This is a genomic window from Vibrio cincinnatiensis (assembly GCF_022113815.1).
Taxonomy (GTDB): domain Bacteria; phylum Pseudomonadota; class Gammaproteobacteria; order Enterobacterales; family Vibrionaceae; genus Vibrio; species Vibrio cincinnatiensis_A.
The window spans coordinates 88,368-102,911 of record NZ_SGOM01000004.1; the positions used below are offsets into that span (position 1 = coordinate 88,368).

10 protein-coding genes are annotated in these 14,544 nt (G+C 43.7%); 5 read left to right on the forward strand and 5 right to left on the reverse strand.

The window, feature by feature from the left end:
- Positions 1–17 precede the first annotated feature (17 nt).
- Positions 18–3,296, forward strand: coding sequence for an ExeM/NucH family extracellular endonuclease (locus tag EXA13_RS06810; protein WP_238132508.1), 3,279 nt, complete (start codon positions 18–20; stop codon positions 3,294–3,296).
- A 139-nt stretch (positions 3,297–3,435) separates the two neighbouring features.
- Positions 3,436–4,857 carry an MDR family MFS transporter gene (locus EXA13_RS06815; RefSeq protein ID WP_238132509.1) on the forward strand — a complete coding sequence of 474 codons (1,422 nt, stop codon included), beginning with the start codon at positions 3,436–3,438 and terminating at the stop codon, positions 4,855–4,857.
- Positions 4,858–4,899: 42 nt separating this feature from the next.
- On the opposite strand, the gene EXA13_RS06820 is transcribed toward EXA13_RS06815, so the two are convergent.
- From EXA13_RS06820 to rdgC, 3 genes are all read right to left on the reverse strand, one after another.
- Entirely contained in the window at positions 4,900–5,154 is a 255-nt protein-coding gene (locus EXA13_RS06820; protein ID WP_078925660.1) for a YfhL family 4Fe-4S dicluster ferredoxin, read from the reverse strand.
- Between the two features lie 2 nt (positions 5,155–5,156).
- On the reverse strand, positions 5,157–6,557 hold the full coding sequence (yegQ, locus tag EXA13_RS06825) for a tRNA 5-hydroxyuridine modification protein YegQ (protein WP_154115854.1): 1,401 nt from the start codon (positions 6,555–6,557) through the stop codon (positions 5,157–5,159).
- A gap of 177 nt (positions 6,558–6,734) precedes the next feature.
- On the reverse strand, positions 6,735–7,649 hold the full coding sequence (rdgC, locus tag EXA13_RS06830) for a recombination-associated protein RdgC (protein WP_238132510.1): 915 nt from the start codon (positions 7,647–7,649) through the stop codon (positions 6,735–6,737).
- 216 nt (positions 7,650–7,865) lie between these two features.
- Here rdgC and phoB point away from each other — a divergent pair, with 216 nt between their 5' ends.
- Genes phoB through EXA13_RS06845 form a run of 3 tightly spaced genes read left to right on the forward strand, consistent with a single transcriptional unit; the run spans position 7,866 to position 10,825 of the window.
- Complete coding sequence (phoB, locus tag EXA13_RS06835) at positions 7,866–8,555, forward strand: phosphate regulon transcriptional regulator PhoB (RefSeq protein WP_078925662.1); 690 nt, start codon at positions 7,866–7,868, stop codon at positions 8,553–8,555.
- 21 nt (positions 8,556–8,576) lie between these two features.
- A complete protein-coding gene (gene phoR / locus EXA13_RS06840) occupies positions 8,577–9,875 on the forward strand; it encodes a phosphate regulon sensor histidine kinase PhoR (RefSeq protein WP_238104260.1) in 1,299 nt (432 codons plus the stop codon).
- Positions 9,872–10,825 (forward strand): PstS family phosphate ABC transporter substrate-binding protein, encoded by a 954-nt coding sequence (locus tag EXA13_RS06845; protein WP_238104262.1) that lies wholly within the window; start codon positions 9,872–9,874, stop codon positions 10,823–10,825. The genes phoR and EXA13_RS06845 overlap by 4 nt, the downstream gene beginning before the upstream one ends.
- A gap of 17 nt (positions 10,826–10,842) precedes the next feature.
- Here EXA13_RS06845 and ppx read toward each other — a convergent pair whose 3' ends face one another.
- On the reverse strand, positions 10,843–12,372 hold the full coding sequence (gene ppx, locus EXA13_RS06850; RefSeq protein WP_238132511.1) for an exopolyphosphatase: 1,530 nt from the start codon (positions 12,370–12,372) through the stop codon (positions 10,843–10,845).
- Positions 12,350–14,458 (reverse strand): polyphosphate kinase 1, encoded by a 2,109-nt coding sequence (gene ppk1 / locus EXA13_RS06855; RefSeq protein ID WP_238132512.1) that lies wholly within the window; start codon positions 14,456–14,458, stop codon positions 12,350–12,352. The genes ppx and ppk1 overlap by 23 nt, the downstream gene beginning before the upstream one ends.
- Positions 14,459–14,544 lie beyond the last annotated feature (86 nt).

Consider the following 14,544-nt stretch of genomic DNA (forward strand, 5'->3'; position numbering starts at 1 on the left):
AGTGAAGGATTATACTTATGAAACATAAAATTTCTCTACTCGCACTAGCGGTGAGTGGTTCATTAGCTGCCCCTGCTATTGCTGATATTAACGATATTGTGATTGCGCGTTATTTAATGGGAATGAGTAATAATAAAGCTATTGAAATTACCAATGTTGGCTCTGAAGCGCATACTTTTGAAAATACCGCCTTGTATATGGATGGTTTTTCTGGCAGTGGTGCGGATTCATTCCAAGGCATCAATATGCTTAATGGGGTAACTTTGGGAGCAGGACAATCTATTGTTATCCATCATGGTTCTCTTGCCGATACAATAAAATCTGAAATTCCCGCTGGTGTACAAACTAAAGTCGCTGGATTTGTGTTTAATGGTGATGATGCGATTTTTATCGCCCATCCCGTTATTAATCCCGGTTGTTCTGATGAGACCGTCTGTTACGTTGATGGTGATGATGCTAGAGAGGCTATTCGAGCCAATACTCATGATATTGTTGGCGCTAAGACGGTTTCGGGTAACACCACTGGTTGGGGATATCGGAAAACATGGGTGCGTAATACTGGTGAGTTATCACAGCCCAGCTCTTCCTTTATTGCGGCTGATTGGGTTGAATATTCAGTAGATTCTCCAGCAGGCTTAGGGACTGGGTTATCTGGTGCTCCGGTTGAACCAGTACCGGAAACCGGAGTGTGTAGTGATGCGCCTAGTTCCATTGTGAAAAAAGCCATTTATGAAATTCAAGGGAATGGCTGGAACTCTCCATTGGTGGATGTGGAAAATAATAAATACTACAGTGACGATGAATATCTAGTCGAAGGTGTAGTGGTTGCTACTACAACAGGTCTAACCAAAGGCTATTATATTCAAGATCAACATGGTGATGGCGATCCAGAAACGTCAGATGGTCTGTTCGTCTATTTTCCTTCAGGAATTGACACCAACTTAGTTGGGCAAACGTTGTGTTTCCGTGGAAAAGTACAAGAGTACTATAATTCCACACAATTAAATCCTACCGAAAATAAATGGGAAATCACGAACTCTACGCCAGTTCAAATCACCCCAACTCCATTAACGATGATTGATAGTGATGAAGGTTCATTTCGTAAATTGCTTGAGCGTCATGAAGGGATGTTGGTGACGCTTCCTGAAGATATTGATACTTCACGAGAAGGCAAGCAAGACATGAGAGTGACTCGAACGTTCAGCTTTGACTATTCCTCTTATCGTAGCAATCTCGTTTTATCTTATGAGAAAACCAACTTGCATCCGAACCAACTTGCCCCAGCAGGTTCTGATTCATCGAAAGCTGCGATCATCGATAACCAAGATCGTCGCTTATATGTTGAAAGTGATGCAAAAGCCGCCGATGGTGTCATTCCCTATTTCCCAGCTTGGACTGATAATCCGACCAGTAATTATATTCGTGTGGATGACAGTGTCGTAGGTATGCAAGGTGTTATTAATTACAGTTATGATGAATATCGTTTAATACCTACAGCTGATGTGACTAAAGCAAACTTTAAAGCCAACAGTGGTCGTCAAACTTCTCCTGTGATTGATTCAACAGTGAGTTCTGATGAGTTTGTATTACGAGTCGCCTCTAAGAATGTTCTTAACTTCTTTAACTCTCCGTTCAAGGGGGATCATAACCCACATGGATTGAATCGTGGTGCAGAGAGCCAAGTCGAATTTGAGTTGCAAAAAGCCAAATTAGTCAAAGCATTATATGGTATGAATGCCGATGTAATTGGCTTAATGGAGGTTGAGAATAATGGGTTTGGTCACTATGGAGCAATTAAAGAGTTAGTAGAGGCGCTTAACCAAGAATATACTGAAGAACGTTATTCTAAACGAACGGATGCTCGTTACGTTGGCAACCGTTATACCTTTGTGGCGTATGATTCGAACGGCGATAAACTGATTACTTCTGAAGATACCATTGGCTCTGATGCGATTACCACTGGTCTTATTTACCGACCAAGTAAAGTCACATTGGAAGAAGTGGATATTATTCCAATGCCTCGACAAGAAGCACCAGCGATTACTGATGAAAATGGCAATGTATTAACCAATAGTAAAGGAGAATTAATTGGGAGTGGTCGTGCTTATCAACGTGATGCATTAACGGGAACTTTTTTAGTGCATAACACAGGGAAAAAGTTAACCATTTCCGTTAACCATCTTAAATCTAAAGGCTCAGCTTGTTGGGAAGATTTCCAAAATCGAGACTCAAGCAATAACCCGATAGATGAAGATCAGCAAGGTAACTGCGAGAACTTCCGTGTTGCAGGGGCCGTTCAATTAGGTGAACAATTAGCTAAACGTTATCCAGATAATGATCGTATCATTATGGGGGACTTAAACTCGTATGCTAAAGAAGATCCTATGCTCGTTTTGACCAGCAATCCGACAAATAAAGTATTGACGGCGGCTCGTGATACTTGGATTGGTAATCAACCTCAATTTGGTTCTAATGGTGCTGTGATTACTCGTTCTTTTGGGTATACCAATGCGGTACACATGATGGATGAGAAGAAAGGTCGCCAGCCAAGCTGGAGTTACTCTTACAACGATGAAATTGGCTCGTTAGATCATATGTTAGTCAGTTCTGGTCTTAAAGGGCGAGTTGTTGATGCGGTTGACTGGCATATCAATAGCTCAGAAACGCCACTGTTTGATTATGCTAAGACAAATGCAGGTACTAACCCAGGTAAGTTCCATAGCACGGATAAAGACTACTCTAACCCAGTAGTAACGGCTTTCCGTTCATCAGATCATGATCCTGTGTTAATGAATCTAGCTTATAAGTACGCAGAGCAAGGGAGTGAACGGATTCGCTTTACTATAGATAGTAGCCGTATTGATATTCCTTTTGTTATTAATCAGGCAGCTCAAAAAGGTGATAAAGCTTATCTTGTCGTGACTAATGGACTGAAATCTAATGATAATCCACAGATTCCAGTGGTCGATATTAAAGCTGATGGAGCACAAACCGTTTCATTTAATATTGCGAATTTACCTAAAGGTGAGTATACCGTACGTATGTATCTGATGCGTGAAAACACAGAACAAGATGCGGTTGCTGCCAAAATGAGTGAGTCGCAAGTGACTTGGTCTGAAGTCTCTGGTTCGAGTAAAGAGCTCTCTATCGTGGTTGCTAATAAGGATGATGTTGGCGTCGGGAAAGTGACGGTTCCTAGTTATGACGGCTCTGGATCGGGTGGTTCGTTAGGCGGTTTTGGTCTTTTGTCTTTACTGACATTCGGTTGGCTACGCCGTTTTCGCCGTACAAACTAATTCAAGCATAATATCGTATGGAAGCCGCTCTTTGATAGAGCGGTTTTTTTCGTTTATTTGGCAGAGTAACGTTCTGCCCTTTGGTTTTGTTTATTCTCACTATATGATGCTTCTATTCTTCGTATTCCAGTAAACACTCATGTCTCAGCCTGTTGATAAAAAAACCTTTTTAAGTATTTTTGCTACGGTCTTTCTGCCGATGTTTTTGGCGGCGGTGGATCAAACGCTGCTAGCGACGGCAACCCCTTCAATGGTGAACGATTTAGGTGATATGCAGCTTTCCTCATGGATTGCGGTGGGTTATATGCTGGCGGGGGCCGCATCGGTTCCCATTTACGGCTGGCTGGGGGATCAATATGGTCGCAAGAAAATGCTGACGATAGCTTTAATTCTCTTTGGCGTGGGGTCGGTGGTCTGCGCGCTTGCTGGTAATATGCAATGGCTAGTGGCCGGGAGAATTATTCAAGGGCTGGGCAGTGGCGGTTTAATGAGCCTATCACAAGCCTTAATTGGTGAATTGGTTCCTCCACGTCAACGAGCGCGTTTCCAAGGTTACTTTTCTTCTTTATTTGCTTTAGCCAGTATTGGTGGACCCGTCATGGGGGGCGTGATTGTCACTTATTTAACGTGGCATTGGTTATTTTGGATTAATTTACCTTTGATTGGCATTGCGATTTATCGCTTATCGAAACTGGCTTCAACAGTAAAGAAAACCCAGAAAACCCAGATCGATTTTTTCGGGTTAATCCTATTTCCGAGTTTGATGACGGTGATTATTTATTGGTTGTCTGCGGGAGGGCACTATTTCGCATGGGGCTCTTTGCTTAGTCTGACCTTACTCGGGCTGTTTTTCGGATTGCTACTAATGTTTGTATGGCAGCAACGATGGGTTAAGTATTCATTTTTACCTTTGGCACTTTTAGTGCGTAAAGAAATTTATATTCCTCTGATTTCCACCTTTTTATTTGCTTCTTGTTTATTTGCTCTGGTGTTTTTCTTGCCGATTTTTTTACAAGTGGGATTAGGGGTGAATGCGGCGAGATCGGGGTTATTATTAATTCCACTTTCCGCTGGAATTATCACGGGCTCTTACGTGACTGGGAAAACGATAGCCAAGACGGGCGTACCGAAATGGCTACCTGTGGTTGGGATGTTGATCAGTTGTCTGAGTTTTCTTTTGCTGGCGGTGACAACTCCCTCTCCCTATTGGGTGAGTGGACTCGCGTGTTGTTGTGGCCTAGGGTTAGGAACGGTAATGCCTTCGACTCAAGTACTGATTCAGACCATCGCAGGAAGAGAAAGCCTAGGGCGAATTACCTCAATGGCTGCTCTGTCTCGTTCTTTGGGAGCTTCGGTGGGAACTGCGGTATTTGGCAGTTTGATTTACTCACAAATTCCCGGTTTTAATGCACAAAGCTCGTTGGAGGCATTATTGGATACCCCGCAAGCGGTGATTATTCACGCTTTTCAAACTGGGTATTTATTGGCTTCAGGTTTGGCATTTTTATGTGTAGTGAATGCGCTGCGTGCACCGCACATTCAATTGGATGATTATAGTTAGCTGGATGAAATAAACCCCAGAGTGTTATCTCTGGGGCTTTAATTAAGCAAGACCTTGAATCACGACGAACTTTTCTAATAGCTGTTCTTCGGTTTCAATATGCTTAGGGTCGGTAATGATACAATTTGTGATAGGACAAACCGACTGACACGTCGGCTTGTCGTAATGCCCTTTGCATTCTGTGCATAAATCGGGATTGATCTCATAGATATCTTTCCCCATTGAAATCGCATCGTTTGGACATTCAGGTTCACACATGTCACAGTTGGTGCATTTCGCTGTGATCAATAGCGCCATAATTATTTACCTGTTGGATTACGCGTATCTTGACCTACATTCAAGTTGCGCATCAGCAGGGCATAATCCAAGTTAAGATCTTCTGGCATAGGAATAAACACGAAGTGACCGTTGCCTTTTGCATCATTAATGATTTCAGATTTACGGTTTTCCATGGTTTCAAGCGTAAAGACGATATTTCCTTTCGGCGTCATCAATTCTAGGCTATCACCCACGCAGAATTTGTTCTTAACTTCCACTTCAACCAAATGACCACGGCGCTTTCCAGTAAATTCACCGACAAACTGTTGGCTGTCTGAGACGGAATAACCATAGTCATAATTTTGGTACGTATCATGGGTATGGCGACGTAAGAAACCTTCGGTATAACCGCGGTGCGCTAAGCTTTCAAGCGTCCCCATTAAACTTTCGTCAAACGGCTTGCCGGCTACCGCGTCATCAATCGCTTTGCGATACACTTGCGCAGTACGGGCACAGTAGTAGAACGACTTCGTACGGCCTTCAATTTTTAAAGAATGCACACCCATTTGAGTTAAGCGTTCGACGTGTTGTACCGCACGTAAGTCTTTTGAGTTCATGATATAAGTACCATGTTCATCTTCATATGCGGCCATTTTTTCATCTGGGCGATGGCTTTCTGAAAGCAGAACGACGTCATCGATTGGTTTACCTAACCCAATGGTATTGTCTGGGCGTTCACTCTGTACTTCAATAGGCTGAGCGGCCATTGGGTCGAATTGTTCAACAATTTGCCCAGTTTCATCTTCTTTGCCTTGCTCCACTTTATATTCCCAACGGCAAGCGTTGGTACAAGTGCCTTGGTTCGGATCACGTTTATTGATGTAACCTGAAAGGAGACAGCGGCCAGAATAGGCCATGCATAACGCGCCATGTACAAAAACCTCAAGTTCCATTTCTGGACATTTTTCATGAATTTCTTCAATCTCTTCTAAAGAGAGCTCACGAGATAGAATCACTCGCTCAACGCCTTGAGTTGACCAAAATTTCACGGTTGCCCAGTTGACGGCATTGGCTTGTACCGAGAGGTGAATCGCCATCTCAGGGAAGGCTTCTCTTACCATCATGATAAGGCCAGGATCAGACATAATTAACGCATCTGGGCCCATATCAATCACGGGTTTTAAGTCGCGGATAAAGGTTTTTAACTTAGAGTTGTGTGGCTGAATATTGCACACTACATAGAATTTCTTACCTAGAGCATGCGCCTCGTTAATGCCGATTTGCAGGCTCTCGTGGTTAAATTCGTTATTACGCACACGTAAGCTGTAACGAGGTTGGCCTGCGTAAACCGCATCGGCACCGTACGCAAAAGCGTAGCGCATGTTTTTTAAGCTGCCTGCTGGTGACAACAGTTCTGGAACGAAAGGGGATTTTGTACTCATCATTTGCTTCTCAATCTGATCTCAAGTCAGGCCAATACCACCTGATGGTATTGGAAAAGGCGCAAATTTTACGCTAAAAAGAACAGCCTGACTATAGCTGGCTTATTAAAGCCGCGATGAGGAAGGGGAGCGTTATCAGAAAAGTCAGGCTCTTAGAAGTAAGAGCCTGTAGTAAAATTAAGCAGCAGCGTGAGGAAGCCCGCCGAGAACTTCAAATAAATTGGGAAGGAATACTGAAAACTCACCACACATGAGTGAGAAATCGGCATCAAAGCGAGCGGCTTGATCTTCTCTGGGGATATCTTCATTTTGATCTTTCAGCTCATCACTGAAGGCTAAGCGTTTTAAGCTACAGTCGTCCGCCAGAATAAAGCGAATTCTATCTTGCCAGTTGATCGCAAGCTTAGTGACCACTTTGTTGGCTTCAATATGGCTGAGGATCTCATCACTCGAGAGCTCTTGCTTCTTACAACGAATGGTCGCACCATCATCAAGAATGGATTTCAGCTCAGCTTCATCCAGTAAGTTAAAGCCCTGCGGCAAGTTGCCTTCTTTAACCCACTGCGTCAGTGTGGTTTCCACCGCGACTTCAGGAATCGCCGGCACCACGGGTAAGCTCCCCATCGTTTTACGCAGTAGCGCCAGCACATCTTCCGCTTTTTTATAACTGCTGGCATCGACTAAGATCAGCCCTGCTTTTGGCATAATCAAAACATAGGTGTAGTGGCTACGGCTAAACGCTCTTGGTAGAAGATCAATGACAATATCTTCTTTTAAATTTTCTTTTTCTTTTTTCTTGAGTGGGCGACCTTCTTCGGCCTCCATAATCTCAACTTTGGCGTTTAACGACTCTTTGATCACGGAAGCGGGTAACATTTTTTCTTCTTTTTTCGCACAGATCAGAATGCGATCTTCACTCACGTGGGTCATCATGTCGCCATGTTTACCGAGTGCATGTACCCAACCAAACTTTTGTTTATCTTGGCTTGAGCAGGGGGTAAAACGAAACTCGGCCAGTTGCTGTTCCAGTTGATCAGCGTTGAACTGGATATCACGATTCACGCGATAAACCATACAGTTTTTAAACCACATATTACCCTTCTTTCTCTTATTCAAAATCCCGCCATAATAGGGGATTTTCGCGGTAAAGTCTTACCTGTCTGTGAAAAATTCAGTGATGGTTCGTTTCGTGTCACACTGAGCATAATTCGTGAAGCTTATATTAAAATTTGTTTGCAATAGTCACAAAAGTGTCATAAACATTTCCCATAATGCATGGCGTTGATTAATAACAAAGGTTATTCAATTATGTCTAGAAGGATTCTGGTTGTTGAAGACGAGGCACCGATTCGTGAAATGTTGTGCTTTGTTCTTGAACAAAAAGGCTATCAGGCGGTAGAAGCGGAAGACTACGATACGGCCGTCGCCAAATTAGCTGAACCGTTTCCAGACCTTGTTCTGCTTGACTGGATGTTACCGGGTGGCAGTGGTATTAACTTTATTAAACACATGAAGCGAGAAGAGTTGACCCGCAACATTCCAGTGGTGATGCTGACCGCTCGTGGCGAAGAAGAAGATAAAGTTCGTGGTTTGGAAGTGGGGGCGGATGATTACATCACCAAACCTTTCTCGCCAAAAGAGCTCGTGGCTCGGTTAAAAGCGGTGATTCGTCGTGTTACCCCAACCGCATTGGAAGATGTGATTGATGTGCAAGGGCTTAAGTTAGATCCCGTCTCCCATCGTGTGACGGCTAATGATGAGCCGCTTGATATGGGGCCGACAGAATTTAAGATGCTACACTTTTTTATGACGCATCAAGAGCGAGTCTACAGCCGTGAGCAGTTGCTGAATAATATTTGGGGCACTAATGTATACGTGGAAGATAGAACGGTTGATGTACATATTCGACGTTTACGCAAAGCTTTGGAAGACGCTGGGCATGATAAATTGATTCAGACGGTACGTGGCGCAGGTTATCGTTTTTCAACAAAAGCTTAATAAGATCAACGATGGAGCATTATGGTTGAGCGATTGACTTGGAAGAAGCTGGCTTGGGAGCTGGCTTTTTTTTATCTACCTTGGGTGGTTGTAGGGTGGTTTTTTGGTTATATGCCTTGGCTGCTGCTGGCAGCAACGGTATTGCAATTGGTTTGGCACTTGCACAACCAAGTGCGTTTTTCTGCTTGGCTATGGGATGAGAAGCGTTTAACCCCACCTTCTGGGTCTGGAAATTGGGAATCGCTTTTTAATGGTATTTACCGTTTGCAGCAACGTCAGCGTAAAAAGCGAAAAGAGCTGACCAATTTAATTCGTCGTTTTCGTAATGGGGCTGAATCGTTACCCGATGCTGTCGTTGTGTTCCGTTCGGAAGGAAACATTGTTTGGTGTAACCGTTTAGCGCAGCATCTGCTCGGTTTTCGTTGGCCCGATGATGCAGGGCAGCCGATCACGAACTTGATTCGTACACCGGATTTTATTAAGTATCTGAAAAAAGATGATTTTTCTGAACCGCTCACTATGCGCTCCCCCCTTAATGTAGAGCGATCACTTGAATTGAGGATTGTACCTTATACCGAAGGAGAGCATTTGATGGTGGTACGAGACGTGACTCAGTTAAAGCAGTTAGAGGGGATGCGTCGTAACTTTTTTGCTAATGTTTCCCATGAATTACGCACTCCAATGACGGTATTACAAGGGTATTTGGAAATGACCGAAGACCCAGATTTACTCATTGGGCCTATGTGGCCGAAAGCACACAGTGTGATGACCGAACAGTTGAACCGAATGTCGAGTTTGGTCAATCAACTACTGACCTTATCAAAAATAGAAGCCTCACCCATTCATGAATTAGATGAGGTGGTGGATGTTCCTGCGATGCTGGAAGTTCTTGAAAAAGAAGCGGTAAGTTTAAGTGGAGAACACGCGCACAAGGTTCGCTTTATGGTGGATAAACAACTGAAAGTACTGGCAGATGAAGATCAGCTACGCAGTGCTATTTCTAACCTTGTTTATAATGCGGTGAAATACACTCCACCGGGTGCAGAAGTCAATGTACGCTGGTTTCAAACCCCACAAGGGGCTTGTTTGGAAGTTCAAGACACAGGGGAAGGTATTGAGCCTCAGCATTTACACCGCTTAACTGAACGTTTTTATCGGGTAGATAAAGCACGTTCTCGTGATACAGGAGGAAGTGGATTGGGGCTGGCAATTGTGAAGCATGCACTGTCTCACCATGACTCACACCTTGATATTCACAGTGAAGTTGGGGTTGGGAGTCGTTTTTCTTTTGTTTTACCGAAACGTTTGGTTGTGCGATGAAGTTTAGTCGATTACTGATATTAGGTTTTTTAAGCTTGCAAGCAAGCTTAAGCTATGGAAAAGAGCTGGCGGTTTATCATAAAACCACGGGAATTTCTGGCAGTTTGTTATCGGTGGGCTCTGATACTTTAGCGGGAATGACGACCTTGTGGGTGGAAGAATTTAATCAGCTATATCCGAATGTCAATGCGCAAGTGCAAGCTTCGGGGTCTTCTACGGCCCCGCCAGCATTGGCGGAAGGCACGGCGCAATTTGGCCCGATGAGTCGCCCAATGCGTAGCCGTGAGATTGAAGCATTTGAGCGTGCTTATGGGTATAAACCGACGGAGTTACGGGTTGCCATTGATGCGATAGGTCTGTTTGCTCACCGTGATAATCCAATAGAGGGGCTCAACTTTGCTCAGCTTGACAGCATTTTTTCCAGCACGTTACGTTGTGGAGCGAGTGAATCGATAGAGAGTTGGTCTCAGTTAGGGCTTTCTTTTCCTTGGGCCAAACGCCGTATGCAGTTGTTTGGGCGCAATTCGGTGTCGGGCACCTATGGTTACTTTAAGCAACACGCCTTATGTAGTGGGGACTTTACCGCGAATGTCAATGAGCAACCAGGCTCCGCCTCCGTGGTTCAGGCGGTGGCTTCATCAATCAATACGCTTGGGTATTCAGGCGTGGGATACCGCGTTTCTGGGGTGAGACTAATCCCTATTGCTCAGCAGGGGAATGACTATATATATCCCACTCACGACAATATTTTGTCTGGTCGTTATCCGTTATCGCGTTATTTATATGTGTACATTAATAAGCATCCCTCACATCCATTAACCCCTGTTGAGCGTGAATTTATTCGCTTTATTTTTTCACAACAGGGGCAAGCATTAGTCAGTAAAGATGGCTATTTACCTATTTCTGCAGAGTTAGCAGAGCAAGAATTGGTTAAAGTCGGCATCAAGTAATGCCGACGAATGCTTCTTTAGAATGCCAGTGTCCAGCCAACATTTTTCCAATACTCTTGCTCACTGAGCAGATCGGCATGTAACAGCTTATTGTTTTCTAACCAATGCGTTTCAGAGCTGAGTAATTGCCACTCATCATCGTGAGCAATTAAGCGCAACTCTGGTAAAGGCTCATCATTTCGTTGGCCATTAACCACAATTGCTAAGCGTAAAATACGAATTAAGCCGATAATATGTTTTTTCTTAAACAAGCTAAACTCAATCATTTCTCCTAGTTTGAGCGCTTTGCGCTGAAAGCGGGCCAATGTAGCGAGCACACGTTGTTGCTCACTGTTAAATCCGGGCATATTGGTGTGTTGTAAGATGTAGGCCGAGTGGCGGTGAAACGCTTGTAAATTGATACTTAACCCCACTTCATGCAACAAAGCGGCCCATTCCAACAGAGAAAACAGTTCACTGTTAGCTTTTAAACCTAAACTTTCACTGACTTGAGCGAGAAATTCTTTGGCATAACCTTTCACTTTAGCGGCATGCTCTAAATCGACCAAGTGTTTGCTGGCGAGATGTTCGGTGGTGCGTAACCGGATATCAGTGTATTTAAAGCGATCCTCCATCTCATACAGCAAACCTTCCCGTAACGCTCCATCGGAAAAGTACATCTCTTTAATTTTCAGAGCGCTAAAAATAGCGGTTAAGATAGCCACCCCTGCGGCAAATACCGGCTTTCTATCCTCAGTGAGACCTTCTAATTGAATCTCATCAATACTGGCCCACACACACAGTTTTTCAGTCAGCTTACATAATCGTTCTTGTGTGATAAGCCCATCTTCTTCTCCTAATCCGACCAAGACTTCATTGATGGCTTTGACGGTTCCAGATGAACCAAACGCCATCTGCCAACCTTTTTTACGATATTGACTGGCAATGGATTCCAGTTTTTGTTCAGCAGCCAGAATCGCTTGAGCAAACTTTTTCTTGGAGAGTTTGCCATTAGCAAAAAAACGTTCGGTATAGCTGACGCACCCCATTTGCTTACTATTGACCAGTTCGGCTTCAAAGCCTTGTCCTATCACAATTTCAGTACTGCCGCCGCCAATATCGACCACTAACATCGAATCGGCTTGGGGCTGGGTATGAGCGACCCCAAGATAAATTAAGCGAGCTTCTTCACTGCCGGGGATGATTTCGATAGGGAATGGAATAACATCACGAGCACGTTGTAAAAAAAGGTGCGCGTTATTGGCTTGACGAAGTGTATGCGTTGCAGCAATGCGTACATTATCAGAAGTAAAGCCTTGTAGGCGTTCAGCAAACATGGCTAAACACTCAAGCCCTCGCTCCATGGCGGCATGGTCTAAGTTTTTTTGCTCATCAAGGCCTGCCGCTAAACGAACCCGCTGCTTATGTCGGCTGATCAGTTGCAAGTCTTGTTCGACGACTTTAGCGACCACCATATGAAAACTATTTGAGCCAAGATCAATCGCAGCGATTTCACGGCTGACTGCTGCTTCGTGGGAATGACCGTTATCGTGTTGCGTTGTGTTCATGATGATCCAGTTGCCCTTTGCTTTTTCGTGTTTCTCTTTCTATCTGTTTAAGATAGTCATAAATCGCTAACTGTGACCGTATTTTCTTACGATTTCCTCGTTTGATATAGCGGTTGCTCATTTCTTTATCGACGACTCGTGCTTTTACCGTATCAGTAAATTGGATATTGATGATATCGATAATTCGCTGTTTTAAGCGAGCATCTCGAACCGGAGCGGTGACTTCTATCCTGTGGTCGATATTACGTGTCATCCAATCGGCTGATGAAATATAGACTAATGGATCGCCATCATTGTGGGTAATAAGCACGCGAGGGTGCTCTAAGAAGCGATCAACAATACTGATGATGGAAATATTATCACTCACTCCAGCCACTCCGGGGACTAACGAGCACATTCCCCGAATGATCATTTTAATTTTAACGCCAGAACTGCTGGCTCCATACAGTTTATTAATGAGCCCTTTGTCTACCAAGTTATTAACTTTAATGATGATTTCACTTTTTTTCCCCTGTTTAGCATTAGCGATTTCGGCATCAATTAATCGATACAATTGTGTTCGGCTATTGCGTGGAGAGACTAACAGTTGGTTAAACTTAACTGGGCGAAATGGGTTTTCAATATAACCAAATACATTACGGACTTCTCCAGTCAGTTCTTTATCGGCCGTGAGTAGGGAAAAATCGGTATAAATACGTGCCGTTTTTTCATGGAAATTTCCGGTCCCAATATGGGCATAGCGCACGATCTCTCTCTCTTCCCTACGAGTAATTAACAGTAATTTGGCGTGTATTTTCATCCCTGGTACACCGAACAGTACATTGACTCCCGCCTCAGTCAGTACCCGGGACCACTCAATATTGGCTTCTTCATCAAATCGGGCCTGTAACTCAACGACTACGACCACACGTTTACCGTTATGCACGGCATCTATCAGCGAGTTCATCAGGCGCGAGTCTTTTGCTACACGGTAAATATTAATCTTTATGCTTATGACCTTTGGGTCAAAGGAGGCTTGTCTTACGAGTTCAGTAATGTGTTCAAAGCTATGGTAAGGGTAGTGCAGCAGGATATCTTGTGCGCGAATGGCATCAAACGCATTGGGATACCCGTCGAAGTCAGCACAGTTTAGTGGTGGTAACGGGCGGTTTTCCAAATAGTCACGTCCGACATTAGGAAAGGCAATGAAGTCTTTAAAATTATGGTAACGCCCGCCGGGTAGTAGGCTGTCATAATGAGAGATTTTCAGTTTCTCACATAGGAAGGAAAGCATGGCTGGTGGCATTTCTCGCTCATAGACAAAACGTACTGGCATGGCCGTTAAGCGTTGGCTTAAGCCTTCTGAAAGTTGTTCTAACAAGCTGTATTCGACTTCTCTACTTAAATCATATTCCGCATCTCTTGTCATTTTCATCGCGTAGCCAGTGAGCGTGTCATACTCGAAAAAGCCACGAAAAATATCATCTAAGCAGTGGCGAATGATGTTATCTAACAGAATAATGGTTTTTCGGCCTTTACCTTTTTGTTCGGGCACCATGACAAAACGAGGCAGGTGATCGGTGGGGATCTCTATTAACGCGTAACTAGAGTTTTCTCCCTTTTTTAGATCTACCGCAATATAGGCGTATTCATCTTTCAAAAACTGTAAGACATCAATATCATCACGCATCAATAAAGGCGTGATATGAGGCAAAACCTCTTTATGAAAATATTTACTGATCCACCGTTGTTGTACGCTATCGAGCTGGGTTTCATTCACTAAAAAAATTCGTCGCCGAGCCATTTCGAGAATGATGTCGTTGTAGAGATTGTCAAAGTCTTGATTGAGCTTAAATGCTTTATTTTGCATTCGTGTCAGCAAATGTTTTGAGGTGTCTTTCACCCCTTGCTCTCGATTAATTAAAATTCGCCTTTTAACATCGGAGAAGCGAACTTTATAAAACTCATCTAAGTTATTGGAAAAGATACCTAAAAATCGAATTCTTTCGACTAAAGGAACGCTTTTGTCTGCCGCTTCTTGCAAGACGCGTTCATTAAACGATAGCCAACTTAATTCTTTATCGATATACAACTTTTCCGTACTCATTCTTTTGCCCTTCTACTACTGTTAATGACGCTGGTTTTATGCAAACTAGGCAAGTTATGTGACACATTTATTGCAAAAAACGTTAG